A 22,246-nucleotide genomic window follows, 5' to 3' on the forward strand; every position below is an offset into this window, starting at 1 on the left:
CTGCGCAACAAAAGAGGATAAATATCTAATCGCAGATACTTTAACGTTCAATATGGAAGCTCGCTGTTGAAGCGCTGTGTTAACGCAAGTGTCTGCGGCTCAAATGCAGCGATTTATTAAGTTGAACGTTCCTCTTGTTCTTCCCATGTCATCCGTTTGCGATAAATGGTCGATGGGCTGATATCTAGTAGTGCTGCCGCTTTAGGAACATTACCATCACACAGGGCAATCGCCCCTTCTATCGTTTGCTTTTCGGTTAACCACAGTGGTTGGATCCGCATCTCTTGGATGTGTGGATGCGCCTCTGGCGTAGGCTCTGGCACTAAGTCGCTGCTTATCCGTGGAATAGCGTTATCTATGTTCTGTGGATTGTTAGGCTGCGTATGGGTTTCAGTCTTAGCACTGTTTTGTGAAAGCATATTGGTATGAACTTGTTGATTACTCCTCAGTTGCGAGGCCTGCTTCAGCGGTGCGGGGAACATGCTGGGCTCGACATGACTTGCGTCATTGAGCACCACAATTTGGCGAATCACGTTCTGAAGTTGCCTCACATTACCCGGCCAATCATAGGCTTGCAGCATACTCGCGGCTTGAGGGTTAAAGTCGACAAACTGCTTACCTTCTTCCTTGCTGTAGGTTTTTAATAATTGCTTGGCCAGCAATAGCACATCGCTGCCCCTCGCGCGCAAAGGGGGGAGCTCAATGGGGATGACATGCAGGCGGTAGAACAAATCCTCACGGAAATGCCCAAGTTTGACTTCTTCCCATGGCTCGCGATTGGTCGCGCTGATAAAACGAATATCCACATGCTCTTCCTTGGAGCCGCCTACCCGCTGGAAAGTCCCCGTTTGAATAAACCGCAGCAGCTTACTCTGGAGTTCTAAATCCATTTCGCAGATTTCGTCGAGGAACAAGGTACCACCGTCGGCACGCGTCGCTGCGCCATCTCGGTTGCTGTGGGCGCCGGTAAATGCGCCCTTACAGTGGCCAAAAATTTCGCTTTCAATCAGATCCTTAGGAATAGAGGCGCAGTTTAAGGCGATAAAAGGCTTGTCGGCGCGGTTACCCACTTGGTGAATGGCCTGAGCACACACCTCTTTACCCGTTCCGCTCTCCCCCATAATAAATACCGACGCCTTACTGTTAGCGACACAATCTATGGTTTTGTACACGCTCTGCATTGCCAGCGAATCACCGATAAACCCTTGGTAATGGCCTTTCGGTAAGCTGTTTTCATATTGAGTGACGAGCTCTAAGAGTTGCTTTTGCTTGAGCGCATTGCGAACGGTAATAGAGAGCCTTTTACTATCAAAGGGTTTGACTAAAAAATCGAATGCCCCTGAACGCATGGCATCGATGGCAATATCGATACTGCCGTGGGCGGTGATCATAATTGTGCTGATATGGGGATAGCGCTGCTGAACTTGCTTAAGGATATCCAGCCCCGACATATCCGGCAGCTTGATATCGAGGATCAGCAGGTCAGGCTGCCAGTTGGACAATTCGCTTAAGGCGTCGGCGCCACAATGGGCATGGGTCACTTTTATGTCCTCGGCACGCAGATACTCAGTGTACAGCGCGCTGAGTGACAAGCTATCTTCGACCAATAATGCAGAATAATTCATAGCTATCCCTATTGAATAAAACGTTCCGTTAATACGCTGTGTGTCTGCTTACCAAGGGCATCAATTTGTGCCATCAGCTCTGGGATGGCGCCCAGTTGCTGCTCACGGGCGCAGGTTTCTAATTTTCGGGCAAGTACAAATAATGCCGCCGCCCCAAAGCTGCCCGAGCTGCTTTTTAGAGTGTGGGCTTGATCTTCTATCTCGTCCACTTGACAGGCCGCGAGAGTGCTTAAGTTCTCGAGCCGCTGCGCTAGCTCATCGCAAAAGATACTCATCATATTCGATAGACTCGCCTTACCTAGGGTTTGCTCAAGCTCTGCAAGCAGCGGCTCATCGAGTAAACTGGCAGTATTTTCAGCGGGTTTTACCGGGCTTTGTATACTGACAATCGCATTGGGCAACCATTTTTGAATCACCTGCAACAAGGTCTTTTGTTTGACCGGTTTGGCGATAAAGTCCTTCATTCCAACTTGATAACAATGCTCTATTTCTTCTTTCATCACATTGGCGGACATGGCGAGGATCACTTGCTCTGGATGCTGCTGCAAAATAATTTGTGTGGCCTCAAGCCCATCCATCTCGGGCATACGCACGTCCATCAAGACGAGATCGAATGGCTTGTTATCGACTAAGTTAACCGCCTCGACACCATTACAGGCGTAAGTGACATCAAAGCCTGCCTTGGTGAGCATAGTCCCAGCAATAATTTGGTTAGCGGGACTATCCTCCGCCAGCAAAATATGGCCTTGGAATTTCTCCTGAGCCACGTATTCCTCTTCAAATTCGTTTGCCAGCGCATCCTTACTCAAGAGTGCCAACTGCATTGCGCGGCTTAATGGCTTATTGATCACTTGATCTAGACCTAAGGTCGCCAAGGTTTGGCCTATCTCAGTGCTCATGCCAGAGACCAAAGCCACCATGGAGCCATCGGACGCTAAATGCGCTTTTCGTAATTGGTGGACATCTTTTTCATCCACCTCGAAGAAAAAGGTTTCATCGAGCAGGATAAGATTGAATGGCCCCTTAAATTGCTTGGCGCGTTTAATCGATGGCCAATCCTGCACCTCGACCGTTTCAACGCCATATTGCGAATATTGTTTCGATACGAGCCTGAGCCAGGTCGCGTCTTGATGGGCAAGCAGTACCCGCGAGTGCGCGGGGAAGTAATAGCTATGGCAGAAGTTGCTATCGAGCAGCTGCAAAGACACATAAAAGGTAAAGCAACTGCCCTTACCGAGTTCGCTGTGTAATTCGATACTGCCGTCCATCATAGTGATAAGCTCGCTACAGATGGCTAAACCTAGGCCAGTGCCCTTGTAGTTGGTGTTGTGGGTATCATGGACTTGGCTGAATTCTTGGAATAATTTGCTTTGGGCCTCCGCCGCAATCCCAATACCGGGATCGGTAACACGGCAATAGAGTTGCACCTCTGTTTGATGATTATCCGGCAGCCACATTTCGACGGTAATGGTGCCAGATGAGGTGAACTTAATCGCATTATCCACTAAGTTATGCAGCACTTGGCGTAAGCGCTGCTGATCGCCAACCACAGTGCGGGGCACATTGCGATTTACAAAGCTCACCAGCTGTAATCCTTTCTCAAAGGCCTTAGGTTCCAGAATTTGCAGCACCTGGGCGACCAGTTTGTCCGGTTCAAATTCGTGGGACTCGAGCACCATTTGCCCGGCTTCAATCTTAGAGAAATCCAAAATATCGTTAATGGTATGCAGTAACGCACTGCCCGCTTCCCGTGCGATATTGGCGTGAATGCGTTGATCCTTACTGAGGGATGAATCGAGTAATAATTCCACCCCGCCTAAGATCGCATTCAGTGGCGAGCGGATCTCATGGCTCATGGTCGCTAAGAAGCGCGATTTCACTCGGCTGCCCTGCTCGGCTTGTTCCTTAGCAAATTGCAACTTGAGTTCGTTGGCTTTGCGCTCGGAAATATCCCGTAAAAATGCCGTAAACAGCACTTCATCACCAAGCTGAATAGGCACCACCTCAAGCTCAATGGGAATTTGATGACCCGCCTTGCAACGGGCCTGCAATTCAACCCGTTTATTGAGGATCTGCCCTTCACCCGTTTGTTTATAATGGACCATCCCTTGTCGGTGCCCATGGTGGTGCTCATCAGGAATGATTAAGTCTTCTAACAATGCCCCAACCGCCTCTTCGCGGCTGTAACCAAAGAGCCGTGTGGCCGCGAGGTTAAACTCAATGACTTTCCCCGACATATCGATAGTGATCAAACAATCTTGGCTCGCCGCTAAGGTGGCAAGCAGCACGGACTCAGTTTTCGCCGCGGCAATTTCTTTGCGTTTTGCTTCGGATAAGTCTTTGACCAAACCGATAAACATTGCCCGATTGTCGATGCTCATCTGCGACACGGATAAAGCAATGGGAAATAACTGCCCATCCTTACGTTGCGCCGTTAACTCGCGGCTGGTGCCGATGATTTTGGCAACATGGGTTGTGAAGTACTGCTGAATGTAACCATCGTGCAGTGGTCTTTGGTCGAACGGCATGAAAATCGACACATTCTGGCCAATCAATTCATTGTGAGCATAACCAAAGAGTCGACTGACGGCGGGGTTGATGTCGGTGATGATGCCAAATTCATTGATGATCACAAAGCCATCGACTGCTGACTCTAGAATAGTGTTAAGACGGATATTCGCCGCTTCCAACGCCTTAGTACGCGCATCGACCTTATCCACCATGTTGTTGAAAGCGCGAGTCATCTGGGCGATTTCATCTTTGCCCTTCACGGGGACACGCACCCCCAATTCCCCCGCTAAAATACGTTTCGAGGCGCTGGTCAGCTGGGTTAAATTACGGGTGAGATAATGCCCCAACAACAGTGAAAACAAGGCCACCAGCAACATTTCTACCCCTGCTATCGAGAGGATCTGCTGTGTCACTGTATGAACGAGGTTCTCAAGGCTTTGTGTCTCAAAGCCCATACTGACTGAGCCAAAATGATAGCCGTTGACTTCAATGGATTGCACCAGATCGAAGATCCCATCATCAACTTGATCTAAGTGTTTATCCGCCTGATGGGAGACTTGAATGTATTTATCGGCGCCGCCATAGGCCAAAATACGGTTCTGATCTGACACAGTGACGTACAGCACTTCCTTGTGGCTCAGCAGCTCTTGGATCAATGACTGCAGCGTTGCGAGATCGTTGCTGATCACCGCATCCTGCGCGGCGACCGAAAACAAGGTTAAGGTGGTCTCGGCCCGTTTTTCAATTTGCGACTGATTGGACAATTTAAGGTAGTTAATGCTGGTATACACCAACAAAAACAAGAGTAAGCCTTCGATTAAGGCGATCCCTAAAATGGTTTTCAGTCTAAAGGACACACTATTTCTCCTCGAGCGGCTTGGTTAATGTCCCCAGTTTTAATTCACGAACATCATCCCAATCCTTGTCTTCTGCCGCCACAAAGGATGAAAAGTCGACGGATTGTAGTAAGGCTTGCCCCTGTGGCGTCGTGGATAGCGCCATTAATTGTTCGAGTAACTGCTGACGCTGCGCCTTTGTCACTCTCGGATGGGTTGCAATGGCGTGGGGCGTGTAGGTTGGCGACTGCCAAAGCACATTTAGCTGCTGTTTTTGTGCATCGGTCAAATTGTTAAAGGTGCGCTGCACCCCGCCACCGGCATCAACGAGTCCTTGAAGTACTGCTAAGTAAACCGAGTCATGGGAGCCAACATATTTCACCTGCACATCGATATTACCCTGCTTTAAATGCGCTCTCGGTAATACGCTGGCCGCGAATGCGGCAGGTGCGGGAAAAGCTAAGGTTTTGCCCGCAAGCTCGGTTAAGGACTTTATCGGCGAATCCTTACGGACAACGAGCAATCCTTTCAGTTTTTTGTCCTTTTCCCGCGCAAGCGCTTGGTAGCCAGGTACTTCATGGAACACCACATAATGATAGGGATTCATATAGGCAATATCGTATTGCCCGTCTTTCAGGCGTTGCTCAAAGGTGGGAATATCGGGCGCCGTTGCAAATTGCAATTGATAATTTGCATTTTCGGACAAGGCCGCCAAGATTGGCGGCCATAGCTTAGCCAGTTGAATAGCCGATTGCTGAGGAACTATGCCAAAGGTCAATATGGGTTTTGTGTTTTTTGCGACGAGAGGAGCTTGGGCATTAACCGGTGAAATTAAACTTATCATAAGAATTATCAAACAGATAAATTGCCAATGACTCGCCTTATTCGGTGTCGACTGGGTGCTTAATGTCGAAAACTTATCCATGCTAAATGTCCTTTTGTTAATGATATGCAGGCTACACAGGGTGCCTCAACCTAGCGCGCCCTGAGGTGATATCAGCAACCCCTATGCCACAAAAAATACCACCAATAAAAACAATCACCTTGGAGAACATTGCACAAAAGATAAACTCACTATGGATGACGGATTTGCATTTTGCAACAAACTACAAAAAATCAGTCTTTAGCTTGGTCTTTCCAGCGCATGTAGACAGTATCAACCTCAATTAGCAGGCTTTTTTTAAATGGGCATAGCTCTTGCTTTCGAAGAATATTCGCCATTATCGGAGCCAGACTATGCCGCTCTCTTCGTTGTCATCGATGCAAACCGTTACCTTGTCTGTGCTGGTCGTGGAAGATACGGACAGTGAGCGCCTTTATATCACACAGCTATTGAGGCAATTTGGTTGGTTAGTTCAGAGCCTAAGCAATGGTCAGGAGGCGGTGGATTATCTCGCGCACAACGAGGTACATATTATTGTCAGCGATTGGCGCATGCCCAAGATGAATGGTATTGAGCTGTGCCAAATCGTTAAAAATCATCAGTTACCGCCCTTTGTGATCCTGTTAACTTCTAATAATCAGACCGCAGACATAGTGCTGGGTATTGAAGCCGGCGCCGATGATTTTATCTGTAAACCGTTTCACCCAGAGCTGCTTAAGGTCAGAATGTTAGCCGCGATGCGTATCGTGCAGCTGCAACAGCATCTGAGCCGCAACAATCAACTGTTACAGCAAGGGCTAGCTAAGGAATCCGCCTTGCTCAGTACCCTAAAACAAGATTTAGTTTCTGCCGCAAAAGTGCAGCGGGAATTGTTGCCCCGCAGTAAAACCTTGCCAAGGGGCTGGCAGTTACACCATGAGTTTCAACCCGCCCATTACCTTGCCGGGGATTTATATCAGTGTTTTGATTTGGGTGATGGTGAACTTGGTTTTTTCCTGATCGATGCCGCCGGCCATGGCGTTGCAGCCGCGCTGCAGAGTGTCAGCCTTGCCCAACGTTTGTCGCTAGAGCGAACCGATTGGCGTGGCTTGTCGCCACAGGAGATAGTCAATCAGCTCAATCGTGAGTTGAGCGATCCTGATAATACTGGCCGTTTTGTGACCCTACTACTTGGAAAGATCCATACCCAAACTGGCGAGCTGCGCCTGTGCAGCGCCGGCCATCCTGCGCCGTTACTACTGAGTGAAACTGACTGCGCGCCTTTGCCTCTTGATACCGAATTGCCCCTTGGGATCCACGCCGCCGTGCAGTATCAAGATCAACTCATAAGGCTTGCACCTGGGGCTCGACTCTTGCTGTTTTCCGATGGTGCCTACGAGTGCCAACACCCTAAATTTGGTTTTTTTGGTTTAGAACGGTTACAAGCCCTGTGCCGTAATGCCTACAGCCTAAACGACCAAGACTTGCTGCGCCATTTAAGCCACGCCTTAAAGCTGTGGCAAAGCGGCACAACCCAAGATGATATTTCCATGATGTTAATTACTTACCCATCTGCCAACTATGCCAATACGGCTCTGGAGGCCCTATGAACAGCTTGCAGTTTAATCTCACCCATGAACAGTGGCGTCAACATCCCTTCTGTGACGAGTTAGAGCAGTTTATGCTGATGCAAAATGTGCATGAACGCCAACGTTTTAAAGTGATTACCTGCGTACTCGAAGCGGTAAGTAATGTGATTAGCCATACTCAGGACACCCATGAGCCTATTGTGTTGATCGTGCATTGTAACCACGACCGTATCGTCGTCGATTTACTCGATCATTCCCCCACAGTGCCAAAGGTTGCCTTCGAGGAGTGTCCAAACCAACTGAGCGAGCATGGCCGTGGCCTGTGGATCATGTACAACTGGATGGATGCGGTGCGTTTTCAAACCACAGTGCTTGGCTCACACTTAAGATTAACCTTACTGCGTCATCATTAAACCCACTCGATATCAAACCTAGCGGTAGGCTTACCAACCGCTAGGTTTGGTTTTCGCGTTACACAATCCCCATTGCAAATTGCAATGCATTTTCAAATCTGACTATAGCGCCCAGTTAACAAGCAAAATAACCACATGATTTTAATCAATAAAAATCTTGGCCTGATAAATGCTATCTGAAGATGCGGTTTCAATACTAACTGGCAGGCAGAGGTGATTATCATGAAATTCTTCCCACTTGAAAAATACAACGCGAGCCTAGTGATATTTCCAACCGAGATGATGATGGCCAACACACCTACCCATAGGGCCGCGCTATTGCGCCATATGGAGCAGAATACCAACCGCTTAATCATCAATCTTGAACAAGTGAAATATATCGACTCTAGCGGATTGTCGGTGCTGATCTCCGCCCTTAAGCGGGCGCAGCAGCAAGATGGTGAAATTCTGCTGTTATCACCCTCGGCCCATGTGCGTGCTCTAATTGAACTAACGCGCTTACATCAGATATTCAGTATTTATGAAGATCAAGACGCGGCAATCGCGCACTTTAGTTGCCACTAGTTCAGCGTGAGCATCAGCTAAGAGGGAGTGACATCATGGAAACCTTATCACACCGCCATGTAGGCAAGATTGAATGCAAACGCCGTTTTTCCTTGACCCTAGTAACCCTAGGCGCCTCTATTTGCATGTTAACGGCCTGCGTCACTCCCCAGCGCACCACTCAGGATCAACTCTGTCAGCAACAGGCCGGAGAATATTGTCACTACTTTGGGCCGCAAACCTCCTATCTGCGTCAGGCGGATCAACAGTTGTTAACCGCGCAAACGGAGAACATCAGTCTTAATCCAACAGCAGTTCAAAACGTTAGTGCCACATTCAGCGATACAGCCGCCCTCGATGTGCAGCTCTCAGTGGGTGATAAATTGCGGGTAGGAGTTCTACATGGCGAGGATTTCAGTGCCGATGTCGAGATTGATGCCAACGGTCAAATCTATCTGCCCTACTTACCGCCCATCAATGCCCAAGGTTTAACAATCGCCGCCCTCAAACAGCGCATAAGCCAAACCTTAGTGAGCGAGCAATTGATGCAGGCCAGCAGTGTGCGCGTCAATATCAGCCCCATCGCCTGGGCTCCGATTGAAGTGACAGTATTAGGTTCAGTGTTTGAACCTGGGCAGCACTTTATCAATCAGAAATCCGATACCGAAATTAAGGATGACGATAAGAGCCATAGCGGCGATCAGGCCAGTGATAGAACCATAGCCGCCGCCCTTCGCGCATCCGGAGGTGTTAGACCCGACGCCCAGATCCGCCAGGTACGCGTGATCCGCGGCCAGCAGCATTTTTTACTGGATTTATCCGGGGTGATTAGCGGCACACAAGTGCCACGTTTCCTCTTAAGCGCTGGCGATCAAATCTTTGTCCCAAGTACCCGCCGTTTTGAAGATAAACTGGTGCGCCCTTCGCAGATCACCGCGCCAGGGATCCGCGTGTTTATTTCAAACTTAACTCAACCGGCGAGCAGTAACTCGCAATCTGCGGTGGATACCGAAGCGACACGTTTTCCCTACGGCACGCGTCTGCTCACGGGTGCTATTGCGGCCAACTGTGTTGGCGGTGCCCAAAGCACCAATGCCAGTCGTCATGTGTTACTGGTGACTCGCAATCCGCTCTCGGATCAAACCGATATCGTCGAGCGCTCATTGGACAGCTTGATCCGTGAGTCTTGGCAGCCTCAGATGAACCCCGTGTTGCTCCCCGGCGATGGTATCGCCTGTTATGACTCTGGCGTGACCAATGTGCGTGAGATTGCGCGCAGCTTAACCGACTTACTGGTGCCCGCAAGTTTACTCGGTTTGCTGTAATACGGAATTTGTAGTTCGGAACCAGCGCTTGGGTGACAGGTTACGTCACCCCTAGGATGATTCGACGAGGGGACATTGATCATGAAAGCATCTCAGGAAGGCTACCCTCTACTGTGGTTAAAGCGTGCGCTGGTCAATGGCAGCAGCCTGCCCGCCCCCGCCCGCCGTAAGTTATATCTAAAGACAGTGTTATCGGCATTAGCGGTGATTTGGCTGATCACAGGTCTTGTCATCGTTATCACTCCAACCCGTTACACCTGCAAATGGGTGTTGATTTTACCCGGTGCGGGCGCAGGCGCCGTCGTGAGTTTGGATAGCCTAGGTCAAGCCAGCAGTTCGAGCAGTTCTCCATATCTGAGTTCTGCCATCGATCCGCGGGAAAACTACAAGGCCATCGCCCTAAGCGACAAGCTATTAAGCGATGCCGCAGCGCAATTAGACCTTAAGCCCTCAGCGCTGGGCACGCCTAAGTTAAAGCTCCCCAGCCAAACAGGGCTGATGGAATTCAGCATCAGCGCTAACAGCGCCGAGCTTGCCGAGCAAAAGGCATGGGCACACTATCGCACCCTGCAGGGCACACTCTCACACCTGAGGATCGATGAAATCCATATCCGTGAAAACGGTGTCAGAATGGGACTGGAGAGCTTTGCCGATAAAGTGCATCAGAGTCAGGCCAATATCGTCGCCTTCCAATCTAAGACTGGGCTGGTCTCGCTGGATCAATTTAAGGAAGTGGCGGTTACCATTGAGCATTTACGCCAAAGCCAAGTCAATCTTACCGCTAAACTCAATGGCGGCCTTGCCAGCCAGCAACTGTTGGAGGCCGATTTATCCCTGACGGCAACCCAATCCACTGACTTACTCAAGCTGAAAAACGATCAGCTGTTCCAACAACTCTTACTCAAATATACCGAATCGACCGCGCTACTGGTGGGGCTCAATGGTCATTATGGCGAGCAACATCCGCAAGTGCTGAGCGCCAAGACAGAGCAAAAAACCATGTTGGATGCATTGCATAGCCGCTGCCAAAAATTGTTGGCGCGCTGCGATCCTAAGTTGATGTTGATCCTCTCCGTAGATGATATCGATGGCCGCGCCGCGTTGATGCAAAAACTGATTAATATCACCACAGAAAACGAAGGCTTAGCCCATGAACTAGCGTCCTTGAGCACCCAGATTGATGAATGGGAAAACCGGCTTAAACACAGTAATGACGATGCCGCTAAGCTTGAGGATTTACACCGCGACCATCAACTTGCCACCGCAGTGTTTACTTCCGCGATTGCTAAAATTGATGTGGGTAAGGCCGACATATTCTCCGCTTACCCGTTATTACAGCTGTTTGCAGCACCGACTCGCCCCGAAAAGCCTGACAAGCTGGGCTTGATTCTAACCTTAGTGGGTGGCATTGCCGCCTCAATGATGGTCATTGTCGGATTGAGCATACTATGGATACGCAAACCTATACTCCAGAAAATTCTGACGAACGACTAGTCTGGTTCGCTATTACGGGCACTTACTTCTTTTGGTTCTTAGGTGCCATGTATTTGATTGCTCCAGTGATTGGTTGGATCTTAGTGCTGCGAATGCTCGGCAGATTATTGTTTTACGCCGAAGGATGCTGGATTTCGTTACCGATAATAAGTTGGATATTTGCCATGTTGTTGATGCTACTGGCATTAGTCATAGGCCATCTGGTAGAGCATTTAGGCATAGCCCAACTGATTAAATCCTCCATTGGTTGGGCTAAGGGCTGGGCGCTGCTGGCGGTATTTCCACTGATTGGCGGTCTGCAAATTCGGCCACAGCTGATTTACCGCGCCTGCTGCGTGGTTGGCAAACATACCTTGATATTGTTTCCGCTGTTTGTGCTCGCTTGGCTGCTCCACCTGCCGACGACCTTATATGTCTCCCCCTTAAGCATTGTCGGCGGCCCTGGGCCTGAATTTTTCGCCGTCAGCCTGTATGAAATCGACCCTGGCAGTGGCATGCCAAGGTGGCGGCTATTTACCCCTTGGGCGCCCGCGCTTGGGATGGTAGGCAACTTTTATTTTCTGTTTGCCCTGCAGGAAACCAACAAGCGTTATCGCTTCTATGGCTTGGCTGGCAGTATCTTGATGGTGCTTATTTCCCAATCCAGACTCGCCATCCTCTGCTGCCTTGCCCTCGTCTGTTATTTCAACTTTATTCGCTATGCCAAATCCCCTTGGTTGTATTTATTGGTGAGTCCATGTTTTTTATTGGCGGGCATTTTTGGCGAGGCGGTACTGTCTAGCATTGAAGCCAGTATTCACAGCGTCAAAGCCGCCAGAGCCGACTCGACTCGGGTACGTGAGGCCCTTGGCCAAATCGCTCTCGAGCGCTGGGCAAACGAGGCAATTGTCTGGGGCCATGGCATTGTTGAGCGCGGCCCCCATATGGTGGAGTACATGCCGATTGGCTCGCATCACACTTGGTACGGCCTTTTGTTCGTGAAGGGGATCGTTGGCGCCTTCGCACTGGCGTTGGCCTTGTTTGTCAGCGTGCTCTGCCTGCTACCCAGTTTGATGCAATCCAGACTCTCGGCGGTAGGAATGGCGGTACTGATGATTTTACTGCTTTACACCTTTGGCGAGAATCTGGAGATCCTCGCCTATCTCTTCTGGCCAGGACTCATAGTGCTCGGTATTGCCCACAATCAGGCAAGACAAGCGGCAAGTCTTCGCCATAAGAGCTTATTACCGGAACCATCACAACAACCATCGCAACAATCATCAGAAGCCACTCAACCGAGTGCTCAGTGAAATCCCTTCGCGAGTTTTTCGTTGTCCTTTCAATACTCGCGGCCGTTGCATCTTGATTTGCATTTTGCAATGGGCCGCAAATCCTAAGGCTCTGCTAAATTGCAAACTAGTTAAAATCGCTATAACCACCTGTTTTAAAAATAGAAAATAAACCTTAAAAAGCTGGCATAGAAACTGAATAGTCAGAACAGGCACTCTTAACTGATAGGTGTTGCGATGAGCAGATGGGCATTGATACAACCCCTCAGGGACAACCAAGGTATTCGCCAATTGGCCAGCAGCATACTTTGGTTAGGCTCAGCCCAAGTTGGCGGGCGTATCGTGCGCCTTGGCAGCAGCATCATCTTAGCCCGTTTACTCACTCCCGAGGTCTTCGGTCAAGTCGCGATCATTTTGACAAGTTTTGAGATCCTCAGCATTTTCATCCGCAGGATCACTTCGGCGTCGCTGATCAAGATGGACGACAACGCCTTTACCGCTCATCTTGCCAGCGCCAATCTGATCAATATTTTTGTGTGTGTACTGTCTTTTGTTGCCTTGAGCTTACTCAGTGGATTGCTCGCCCTTTACTATCAAGACGCACAGATAGTGAAACCTATGATACTCATGGCAACAAGCTATTTGCTCCTCCCCTTTGGCATGCTGCATGCCGCCGCCAACCTACGCCAAAATAAGATGCGTATCGTCGCAAAAGCCAACCTGTGGCAGACGGTGGCCGATGGTTTGCTCACCGCCCTTCTGGCGCTGTGCGGAATGGGGATCTGGGGGATTATTCTGCCCAAGGTGCTGGTGGTCTTGATTTGGATAGCCGTGCACAAGCAGCATTCGGGCATTAATAATATGCACACCACCCCATTAGTGCATTGTTTCTCCCAGATAGACTTTGGCCAATGTCGCTCACTATTTCGTTTTGGTACTCAGGTGGCGCTTGGGGATCTTTGCCTCGCCCTGAGACAAAATATTGATTATTTATTAGTGGGTTACTTTTTAGGTGTCGAAGCGCTTGGGATCTATTTCTTCGCGGTCAATACCAGCCTTGGCATGAGTCTTGGTCTTATTCAAAGCTTTGGCACCGCTTTTTACTCCCATCTTTGTCAGAGTGATGGTGAAGATGCGCTGCTAAAGTATCGCCACGCCCTGCTAAGTATCATGCTGGTAACCTTGCCTATCATAGGGTTACAGAGTGCGCTCGCCCCTTGGTACTTACCCTTTGTCTATGGCCAACACTGGCTCGACGCTGGCGCATTGCCAGTCTTTATTCTGCTCTGCTTAAGTGGCCTAACTCGACCCTTAGGCGAGGCCGCGAGCCAACTGCTGATTTCCTGCGAGCTTAGCAAACTCAACTTAGTCGCCAATGCTAGTTTTATTGGCCTACTGGCCATGAGTATCAGCCTAGGCACCCTGTGGGGGCTAGAAGGCGTCGCCATGGGCATCTTCCTTTGTTACCTGATTTGTATGCCGCTGTTTGCTTATTTTGTGATGAAACCCACCGCACAAAAACTGCGTTTACCCACCTTATCCCCTTCATTAGGAGGTTCATTATGATCCCTACCGTCTCTGTGGTGATGCCGGTCTATAATGTGGAAGCTTTTGTATCAAAAGCCATTTCCTCTGTATTAGCTCAAAGTTTTACGGATTTTGAACTAATCATAGTCAATGACTGTGCCACCGATAATAGCCTTGCCCGCTGTAAACAATTTTGCGACAGCCGCATTCGTATTGTGCAGCACGCCGTGAATAAGGGATTAGCCGCCGCGCGTAATACCGGCATTCGCCATGCGATTGGTCGCTATGTCGCGTTTATCGATTCGGACGACCTCTGGCATCCAGATAAGTTAAAGCTGCATGTGGATCACCTACAAAAATCGCCCAAGGTCGGGATAAGCTTCTCGCGCTCAAGCTTTATCGATTATCGGGGCAACCCGATCAATTTTTACCAGATGCCGCAGCTCACAGACATTGATGCTGGCCATTTGCTGTGCCGCAATCCGGTGGGTAATGGCTCTGCGCCGGTGATCCGCCGCGAGACCTTAAATGACATTCGCTTCCAAGCGCTGAACCACAGCGAGCATTACACTTGTTATTTCGATGAACAATTTCGCCAATCGGAAGATATCGAGTGTTGGTTTCGCATCGTGGCGACAACCCAGTGGCAAATGGAGGGGATCCCAGAGCCATTAACTTACTACCGCTTAAACCACGGCGGCTTGTCGGCGAATTTAGTGAAACAACTGGCATCCTGGGAGCAAATGGTCACTAAAGCGCGCCGCTATGCCCCTAAGATATTGTTAAAGCATGAAAATGCCGCTAGAGCCTATCAGCTTCGCTATTTAGCCAGACAAGCCATTCGCCTAGGCGATGGCCGTATGGCGAAAAATTTAGTCAATCAAGCGCTGCTGACTTCGCCGCAGATCTTAATCAAGGAAACCAATCGCACCCTGACCACACTGGTCGCGGCCTATTTGCAATGGTTAATGCCACGCGGTTTATATCAAATGTGCGAAACCCTTGGGCAAAAGTACCTAGGCTATCGCCAACGTATGCAAATCAAACGTGATGGGGTGACGGCAAGCTTACTCACGACCCAATTAAAATGAGATAAATGGCAGTATCAACCGTGACACATTTATCATTTGCAGATTTAAGGCGGCTCACACAGCCGCCTTGCTTTTGTCGTAAGCCGCACTCTATTAGTTTGTTTCTTTGATATTGATTTCGAACCTTTGTTTTCAAGCATTGGTGATGAAGACAATAACAACGCCTGAGATAGTCACACCCTAGCCGATACTTCCATCTCAAATGGATTTGCAGCTTGCAAAGCAAACTGCGAAAAACCACTTAGCTTATCAATCGAAAACTGCTTAGTTATTGTTTATAAATGAGTTATCAATCTGGCCTGCATTATGCTTTGTGACTATTGCCAAGCGCACAACTAAGCCGTTATCGAGCGTCCCGACTTGGCACTAGGCGTAATGCTAAGCGAAATGCATGGAGGTCATGATGAATACTCAGAACTCGACTCAAGTACGCTGGTCTATTCGACTCTTCGATAGCGCAGTGGCGGCGTTGGCCCTCTTGATCTGCTTGCCCTTTATCTTTGGCGTTTGTGTGTTTCGTAAACTTCAGGGACAAAGCGTATTCGAACGCGTGTATGTGCATGGCGCTCAAGGTCAAGTGGGCCTGTGGCAATTTGCCTATCAAGGTGCGGGTTATCGCCTGCCGCAACTGCTGAATCTACTCAAAGGAGACATAGGCCTATTGGGCGCTGAAGCGCAATTTGCCATCGAACCTTCAATCCATGTTTCGCAAGAAATCCGCATCTCCCGGATCGGGATTTTCTCGATTAGTGCCATGCAGCGCCGCATGGGGATTGGGTTTGAGTCCAGCGAGCAAAGTTTAGTTAACGCCTATAGCAGCCTCAGTCGTTACCTCCTTGCACTAGCGAGCGCCATATTGAATCGTCTTATGACCTCAGAGTCCCGATCACACGCAAGCCAAGTCACCATTTTTGGCGTGACCATGCGCAACCTCAGCATGAATCAAATGCTGGATATGCTCGTACAACAAGCGCAGCAGCCAAAGCATCACTTAACCCCGTTTGCCTTTGTGAATGCCGACTGTTTAAACAAAGCCTATTGCGATCCTCAATATCATCAAAAACTCAATGAGTGCGAGGCCGTGTTTGCCGATGGAATTGGTGTACGTATGGCTTGCCGTTGGCAAGGTGTCGATCTTAAAGGCAATTTGAATGGCACCGATATGTTGCCACTCCTATGTGAGCGCCTGATTGAGGCCAATCTATCGCTCTATCTTCTGGGCGGCGCGCCAGAAGTGGCCCACCAAGCTGCTGAACAGTTGCAACGCCGTTTTCCCCAATTGCAAATTGCAGGCACACATCATGGTTATTTCCATGAGGCTGATACCAAGCAAGTAATTAAAAAGATTAATCAATCTGGCGCAGCCGTGCTGTTGTTGGCCATGGGCGCACCTAAACAAGAGCTTTGGCTTAATCAATATCAAGCCAAACTCACTCCAGCCGTTGGGATCGGTGTGGGCGGGCTGTTCGACTTCTACTCCAACCGCATTAGCCGTGCCCCGCTCTGGTTAAGACAAATTGGCATGGAGTGGATTTGGCGGTTAATGCAAGAGCCCAAGAGAATGTGGCGCCGCTATATTATCGGTAATCCCCTGTTTTTATATCGGGTATACAAAGCGCTGCGCGCTAACGCTAGCCTCAAGTCGAAGGCTCAAGCAGTGGCACTGCCGCAAGAAACGCTACTGTATCCTAACTTGAGTGACTCAGGCTCACTCAAACGTTGCAAACGCATCCGCTTGCATCTGCTATTAAACCGCATCGTCAAACGTTGTCTCGATATATGGGTCGCGGCCATCGCCATATTGTTGCTATCGCCTCTGCTCCTCATCGTGGCGTTACTTATCCGTTTAGAATCCCCCGGTGCTGTGCTGTTTTGCCAGCAGCGTGTCGGCAAATGGAATCAACCTTTTACCATGTGGAAGTTCCGCTCCATGTACCAAGACGCCGAGGCGCGGCTCGCTAGCCTACAACAGGCGAACGAAATGCAAGGCGGTGTCCTGTTTAAGATGAAACAAGATCCTCGTATCACCCGTGTCGGTCAATTTATCCGTAAAACCTCCATCGATGAGCTGCCACAGTTATGGAATGTGCTCAAGGGCGAGATGTCACTGGTCGGCCCGCGCCCAGCGCTGCCAAGGGAAGTCGCGCAATACAGCCCAAGCGATCGCCGCCGTTTAGAGGTGAAACCCGGCATTACCTGTATCTGGCAAGTGTCTGGCCGCTCTGACATTCCCTTCGACCGCCAGGTCGAGTTGGATGTGGATTATATCTACCAACAATCTTTAATGGCGGATCTGTACTTGCTACTCAAGACCATACCCGCCGTGATTTTCAGCCGTGGAGCCTACTAAGGGGGTTACTATGCAAGCCATTATTTTTGCCAATCGCCATGGACACGAACTGGCGCCGCTGGATAAACAATACTGTCCAGCATTGCTCCCCATGGGAAACCGTGCCCTGATTGAATACACCCTAGAAGATGTCGCCAGTGCGGGGATTGTTGAGGTAAAACTGATTATCTCAAGCCACGCCAAAGCCTTAGAGCAGCATCTTGGCGACGGTAGCCGCTGGGGCGTTAAGATTGATTACTTCCTCAGTAGAGAACAAGAACCGGTTAACTGCGTAATGTCGCGCTTAAAACTGGATTTCGACCAAAGCTACCTTGTGGTAAGGGGCGATATATTGCGCTCTCCCTGCATCAAACGTTTTGTCGATTACAGTGTTAACAGACCCAAGCACTTAGTCCTGCCGGTGCTGGCCGATTGCAATCCTGGCATGTTGCTATTGCCAAGTGCTTGTAATCACCTATATCTGCTCGATTGGCCGTTGGAGCGAGATACAAATATTACCAATGCCATGATGGAGCCGCTCCATGGACAATGCGCCATGTTGGACAGCTTCGAGTCCTACTTAAATGCCAACTTAGCGATCGGCGATGGTTGCTTCGATGGACTCGTGCCCTCAGGCCGTCCTATTCCAAGTGGCCGAAGCGCCAAGTTTTTTCACCTTGGGGCTAAGGCACAAACGGGCAAATTAGACCAACAAGCAGCCTGGGGCGCAATTGGTGAGCAAACCTGGATTGCCCCCGATGTGGATATGCACGATCAATTGATGATAGGTGATCAATGTGTTATCGAGAAAAACTGCCGTTTGAGTAACAGCGTGATCTTGACCAACAGTTTTGTCGGTGAAGGCTTGAATGTCGATAACTGCATTATCAGTAAAAACCTACTGATTAATGTTGGCTTTAATACCGCCATTGAGGTTGAAGACCCTAGGCTTATCGCCTCAACCCAAGCACAATTGCAGGCCCATGTGTCATGGTCAAGTCGACTGATGGCGTTGATATTACTTGGCCTTAGTGTTCCACTCTTGGTAATACTCTGGCTGTGGAGTCTGTGCAATTTATCAACTGCTGGCGCATCAAGGCAGACACTGAGTATTAAGCATCAACCCATTACACTCTGGCGCGTCAATCTGCCGCAATCCTGCATGGGATTAGCACTGTTGCCACAACTCTATCAAGTGTGTCTGGGGCGTTTGTTCCTGCTAGGTGCGCAATCCCCCGAGGTACATTCAGCCGCCTCGATTAGCGACGCCGCGCCGCAATATGGCGTTTACGGCCCGCTGCAGCTGCTTGGCGCCGAACTACCAGAGGAAGAACAAGCGCTGATTGAGCAGGAGTTTCTGGCCAAGCCTAAGGCAGCACAATGGTCCCACATACTCAAACTGTGTTTCATTTCGCTTTCAACATCAGTGGCTTCAACAGGCTCTGCCACGCCAAAACAATCCAATGCAAATAAGCTTAGTGCAAACCAACTTACTCCAAACCAGCAAGATATCGCCAATGAATGGGGGAACGGACAATGAAAACCATCATCACTTATGGCACCTACGACTTGTTCCACTATGGTCATGTGAGACTGTTTCAGCGCTTAAAGGCCATGGGCGATAAGCTGATCGTTGGCGTATCGACCGATGAGTTTAATGCGCTCAAGGGCAAAGCAGCCTTTTTCAACTATCAACAGCGCGCCGAAATGGTGGCAGCCTGTAAGTACGTCGATGTCGTGATCCCCGAGACGCACTGGCAGCAAAAACCTCAGGATATTGTGGCGTTAGATGTCGATATCTTCGGCATGGGTGACGACTGGCAAGGCAAATTTGATTACCTCGGCACCCTTTGTCAGGTGATTTACTTAGGCCGCACCGAAGCCATTTCGACAACGGAAATCAAAACCAACCTGGCGATACCGCAAACCCGGGGCAATTTGGCAACGACACTATTGGTCAAGTAAGCAGAACCCAATTACAGGATCTCAATGGGTAAGCGAGGGATATCATGGGCACAAATCTAGCGTTAGCCTTAGTGAAGAAATGCATTTTCGCCCTCTCTTGGTTGGTGCCAAGAAACGCCAACAAGGCGGTATTGGGCTGCTACAAGAACCGTTTTGCTGACAATAGCAAATACCTGTTTTTGCATTGGCAGCAGACGCACTTTATGCAAACCATTTGGATAAGCGGCGATAAAGCCCTTATCCATGCCCTCAGGCAACAAGGCTATACCGCCCATTCGCGCTGGAGCCTGCTGGGCATTTACCATGCGCTCACGGCCAAATACTATGTGTACAATAGTTATATTGGCGATATTAATCAGTGGCTTGCAGCAGGCGCGATTCGTATCAATCTCTGGCATGGCTCGCCACTTAAAAAAATCGAGTTTGATATCACCACAGGGCCATTGGCCCCCAAGTATCAAACCCAGTCCCTTTGGCAAGCTGGGCTGCAGGCGCTGCGTTATCATCAGGAATATGTCCGTCCGAGTTTGATGCTAAGCCCAAGCCCATTGGTCGGTGAGAGTTTCCGACGCGCCTTTCGGTTAAAAGAAGATTCCCTGCTATCAAGCACTAATCCGCGCACCGATTACTATCTGCGTTACCCAGAGCAACGCCAAACGTTGCCCTTAAAGGCGGATGCGACGGCCTATCGCCGAGTGATTCTCTACGCCCCTTCTTGGCGGGATGCCCTATGGCAAAATAGTCAGAATGTAGCTTCACATTCGACCCCACATTTAACGGGAGGTCATAGCGATTCGCCCTACCAAGCCGCCTTTGACTGGCAAAGCCTGTCCCAACATTTAGTCGATACAGATACCTTGTTACTGTTACGCCTGCATCCCAATGAACGCCACTACGCAGCGCAGTTTTGTGCCTATCCCAATGTACTCGATATCAGCGATTGGGACAATATTTATGGGATTTTGCATCGTGTCGACCTGCTGATCACCGATTATTCGTCGTTATTTATCGATGTACTGCCACTTGAGATCCCTGTCCTCTTCTACCGTTTTGACCATGAGCAGTATCTCAACCAAAGCCGTGATTGCTACGATATAGGTCAAGATCCGCTCAGTATTGGCCAGGTCGCCTATCAATTCGATGACTTATTGGCACTGCTGCAAGAGATGAGTCACCTTAACGCCAAACCCCAGCCCTGCGAGGCTTACAAACAATTACAGCGTTTGTATTGGTCGCAGCATGCTATGGGTTCATCAGCAGACAGTTTAGCGACTGATGGTTTGTCTATTGATGGTGTATCTATGGTTTGTGTATCTATGGTTGGTATATCTATGAATGAAAGGCATGATGATAGTTTTGCGCGCTTAGAACGGCATCTGCGCCAAGGGCAAACTCAGTCGTATAAGTTGGCCTTTGGCACTGATATCAAGCCTCAAATATGAAAGTTCAGATATTAAGGCTCTGGTATAAAGCCATTTATAAGAAGGTGTCTTTAAACCAATCCCAGATCCCGAGTGAGATTTCGGGTAATAAATCGATACCGAGCGCCGATTTAAGCAGATATAACAGCAACAGGCCAAACAAGGTACACAGCAAGATAAAAGCAATAAAGAACAGGCTAAACATAACCAAGGAGAAGCGTTTTTCTCGGCGTGTATAAGCGCGTCTGTTTTTGCCTAAAAGAAATACATAATAAAAGCGCCATTTAATAAAAGGCAGCGCAAACGTACCCCGGTTATCAATAAAGTGTTTACCCCAAGTTCTATCTCCCAAGGCAACACGTATCCCCATTAATTGTTCTTTTGTATAACTGTCGGCAACGTGTGGCGGTAATTTGGCCAATAACTTGAGAATGGTCGGATCCTGTTTAATCTGTTCAACCGTTTCTTGATCCCATGGCTCAAATTCATTCATGCCCTATTTCAACCCGATATTGATTGTTTCTCAACAGATTATAGTCAACAAATTAAGCCGTTTAGAGATATCTCCATCAATCATTCGGTGGATATTCCCGCGCTATTCAGCTCAGGTTAACCGCGACGAAGCTATCATAACGCTAGAAATTTACGCATAGATTAAGTTTTAAAAGCTATTATTTTCATAAGGTTGTAGAAAATACCGATCTTTTTTGAAATTTTTTTCAAAAAGATTAACCCTTTTTTGCTGCAACTGCGTTTACAAAGATAGGAATACAGCAAATGATGGTACAACCATCTGTGCTAGGCCTTATCAACATCACTAGGAGACTATTATGAAATTGACTCACATATTTAACACTGCGGCACTTCCCCTTGCCTTTGCATTACTGTCTTTTAATGCCGCAGCAGTGAGCCCACCACATCCAACGGGATTAAATGCACCTATGATCAGTGTCGCGAGTTTCAACCATAAAAATTATGCCGAGCAAGAAGCCACGAAAATGTTTCCAGCGCCTGAGGCGGGTATGGTGCAACATATTTTGACCTTACCTAAACTCGAAAATGAAGACGACTACATGGTCGAAATCCAAATTGGCCAGACCCAATTAGTCGACTGTAATAAGCATGGTCTGAACGGCGAGTTAAAAGAACTCTCGGTTAAGGGCTGGGGTTATAGCTATTATCAAGTGTCAGAAGTATCTGAAGGCCCAAGCACTATGATGGCCTGTTTAGAGATGGCGAAAAAAGAAGCCTTTGTCCGCATTCCAGGTGAACTTAAAATGCGTTACGACAGCCGTTTGCCTAAGGTATTTTATCTACCAGAAGGCACAGAGCTGCGCTTTAGAACCTGGAAAGTCGATTCAACATATCACTACGCTAAATAAACGCGCCTCAATATTAGTTGTTTATTTAATGGTATTACTGCGGTGATATAAAGGGCATATCTTAC

Annotated in this window: 17 protein-coding genes; 13 read left to right on the plus strand and 4 right to left on the minus strand. The window is 48.9% G+C overall.

Going from position 1 to position 22,246, the window contains the following annotated elements; all coding sequences use genetic code 11:
• Nucleotides 1–116 precede the first annotated feature (116 nt).
• From CF168_RS10600 to CF168_RS10610, 3 genes are read right to left on the minus strand one after another with little or no spacing between them, the layout of a single operon-like run.
• Nucleotides 117–1,625 carry a sigma-54-dependent transcriptional regulator gene (locus tag CF168_RS10600; RefSeq protein ID WP_089067808.1) on the minus strand — a complete coding sequence of 503 codons (1,509 nt, stop codon included), beginning with the start codon at nt 1,623–1,625 and terminating at the stop codon, nt 117–119.
• A gap of 8 nt (nt 1,626–1,633) precedes the next feature.
• Nucleotides 1,634–4,993, minus strand: a complete 3,360-nt coding sequence (locus CF168_RS10605; RefSeq protein ID WP_089067809.1) for a PAS domain S-box protein — start codon at nt 4,991–4,993, stop codon at nt 1,634–1,636.
• Between the two features lies 1 nt (nt 4,994).
• Complete coding sequence (locus tag CF168_RS10610; RefSeq protein ID WP_089067810.1) at nt 4,995–5,897, minus strand: phosphate/phosphite/phosphonate ABC transporter substrate-binding protein; 903 nt, start codon at nt 5,895–5,897, stop codon at nt 4,995–4,997.
• 311 nt (nt 5,898–6,208) lie between these two features.
• Here CF168_RS10610 and CF168_RS10615 point away from each other — a divergent pair, with 311 nt between their 5' ends.
• The 12 genes from CF168_RS10615 (at nt 6,209) to CF168_RS10670 (ending at nt 20,820) form a co-directional block, all read left to right on the plus strand.
• Nucleotides 6,209–7,444, plus strand: a complete 1,236-nt coding sequence (locus tag CF168_RS10615) for a PP2C family protein-serine/threonine phosphatase (protein WP_089067811.1) — start codon at nt 6,209–6,211, stop codon at nt 7,442–7,444.
• Nucleotides 7,441–7,836: an ATP-binding protein gene (locus CF168_RS10620; RefSeq protein WP_086904306.1), complete on the plus strand. Its 396-nt coding sequence runs from the start codon at nt 7,441–7,443 to the stop codon at nt 7,834–7,836. Before CF168_RS10615 ends, CF168_RS10620 begins: the two co-directional genes overlap by 4 nt.
• A 222-nt stretch (nt 7,837–8,058) precedes the next feature.
• On the plus strand, nt 8,059–8,400 hold the full coding sequence (locus CF168_RS10625; protein ID WP_089067812.1) for an STAS domain-containing protein: 342 nt from the start codon (nt 8,059–8,061) through the stop codon (nt 8,398–8,400).
• 35 nt (nt 8,401–8,435) lie between these two features.
• Entirely contained in the window at nt 8,436–9,704 is a 1,269-nt protein-coding gene (locus tag CF168_RS10630) for a polysaccharide biosynthesis/export family protein (protein ID WP_206191638.1), read from the plus strand.
• 81 nt (nt 9,705–9,785) lie between these two features.
• Nucleotides 9,786–11,198, plus strand: coding sequence for an exopolysaccharide biosynthesis protein (locus CF168_RS10635; protein ID WP_206191639.1), 1,413 nt, complete (start codon nt 9,786–9,788; stop codon nt 11,196–11,198).
• Complete coding sequence (locus CF168_RS10640; RefSeq protein WP_240520017.1) at nt 11,153–12,487, plus strand: O-antigen ligase domain-containing protein; 1,335 nt, start codon at nt 11,153–11,155, stop codon at nt 12,485–12,487. The genes CF168_RS10635 and CF168_RS10640 overlap by 46 nt, the downstream gene beginning before the upstream one ends.
• 216 nt (nt 12,488–12,703) lie before the next feature.
• Complete coding sequence (locus CF168_RS10645) at nt 12,704–14,032, plus strand: oligosaccharide flippase family protein (protein WP_089067813.1); 1,329 nt, start codon at nt 12,704–12,706, stop codon at nt 14,030–14,032.
• Nucleotides 14,029–15,084 carry a glycosyltransferase gene (locus CF168_RS10650; protein ID WP_089067814.1) on the plus strand — a complete coding sequence of 352 codons (1,056 nt, stop codon included), beginning with the start codon at nt 14,029–14,031 and terminating at the stop codon, nt 15,082–15,084. The genes CF168_RS10645 and CF168_RS10650 overlap by 4 nt, the downstream gene beginning before the upstream one ends.
• A gap of 403 nt (nt 15,085–15,487) precedes the next feature.
• Nucleotides 15,488–17,434 (plus strand): exopolysaccharide biosynthesis polyprenyl glycosylphosphotransferase, encoded by a 1,947-nt coding sequence (locus tag CF168_RS10655; protein WP_089067815.1) that lies wholly within the window; start codon nt 15,488–15,490, stop codon nt 17,432–17,434.
• Between the two features lie 10 nt (nt 17,435–17,444).
• The gene (locus CF168_RS10660; protein WP_089067816.1) at nt 17,445–18,953 is read left to right on the plus strand and encodes a sugar phosphate nucleotidyltransferase; all 1,509 of its coding nucleotides are present in this window, start codon (nt 17,445–17,447) and stop codon (nt 18,951–18,953) included.
• The gene (locus CF168_RS10665; RefSeq protein ID WP_089067817.1) at nt 18,950–19,378 is read left to right on the plus strand and encodes an adenylyltransferase/cytidyltransferase family protein; all 429 of its coding nucleotides are present in this window, start codon (nt 18,950–18,952) and stop codon (nt 19,376–19,378) included. The genes CF168_RS10660 and CF168_RS10665 overlap by 4 nt, the downstream gene beginning before the upstream one ends.
• A gap of 44 nt (nt 19,379–19,422) precedes the next feature.
• Complete coding sequence (locus CF168_RS10670) at nt 19,423–20,820, plus strand: CDP-glycerol glycerophosphotransferase family protein (protein ID WP_089067818.1); 1,398 nt, start codon at nt 19,423–19,425, stop codon at nt 20,818–20,820.
• Between the two features lie 34 nt (nt 20,821–20,854).
• On the opposite strand, the gene CF168_RS10675 is transcribed toward CF168_RS10670, so the two are convergent.
• The gene (locus tag CF168_RS10675; protein ID WP_089067819.1) at nt 20,855–21,292 is read right to left on the minus strand and encodes a hypothetical protein; all 438 of its coding nucleotides are present in this window, start codon (nt 21,290–21,292) and stop codon (nt 20,855–20,857) included.
• Nucleotides 21,293–21,629: 337 nt separating this feature from the next.
• Between CF168_RS10675 and eco the strand changes: the two genes are divergently transcribed.
• Nucleotides 21,630–22,181 (plus strand): serine protease inhibitor ecotin, encoded by a 552-nt coding sequence (gene eco, locus CF168_RS10680; protein WP_086904738.1) that lies wholly within the window; start codon nt 21,630–21,632, stop codon nt 22,179–22,181.
• The last annotated feature ends 65 nt before the right edge of the window (nt 22,182–22,246 follow it).

This window comes from Shewanella bicestrii (assembly GCF_002216875.1).
Lineage (GTDB): Bacteria > Pseudomonadota > Gammaproteobacteria > Enterobacterales > Shewanellaceae > Shewanella > Shewanella seohaensis.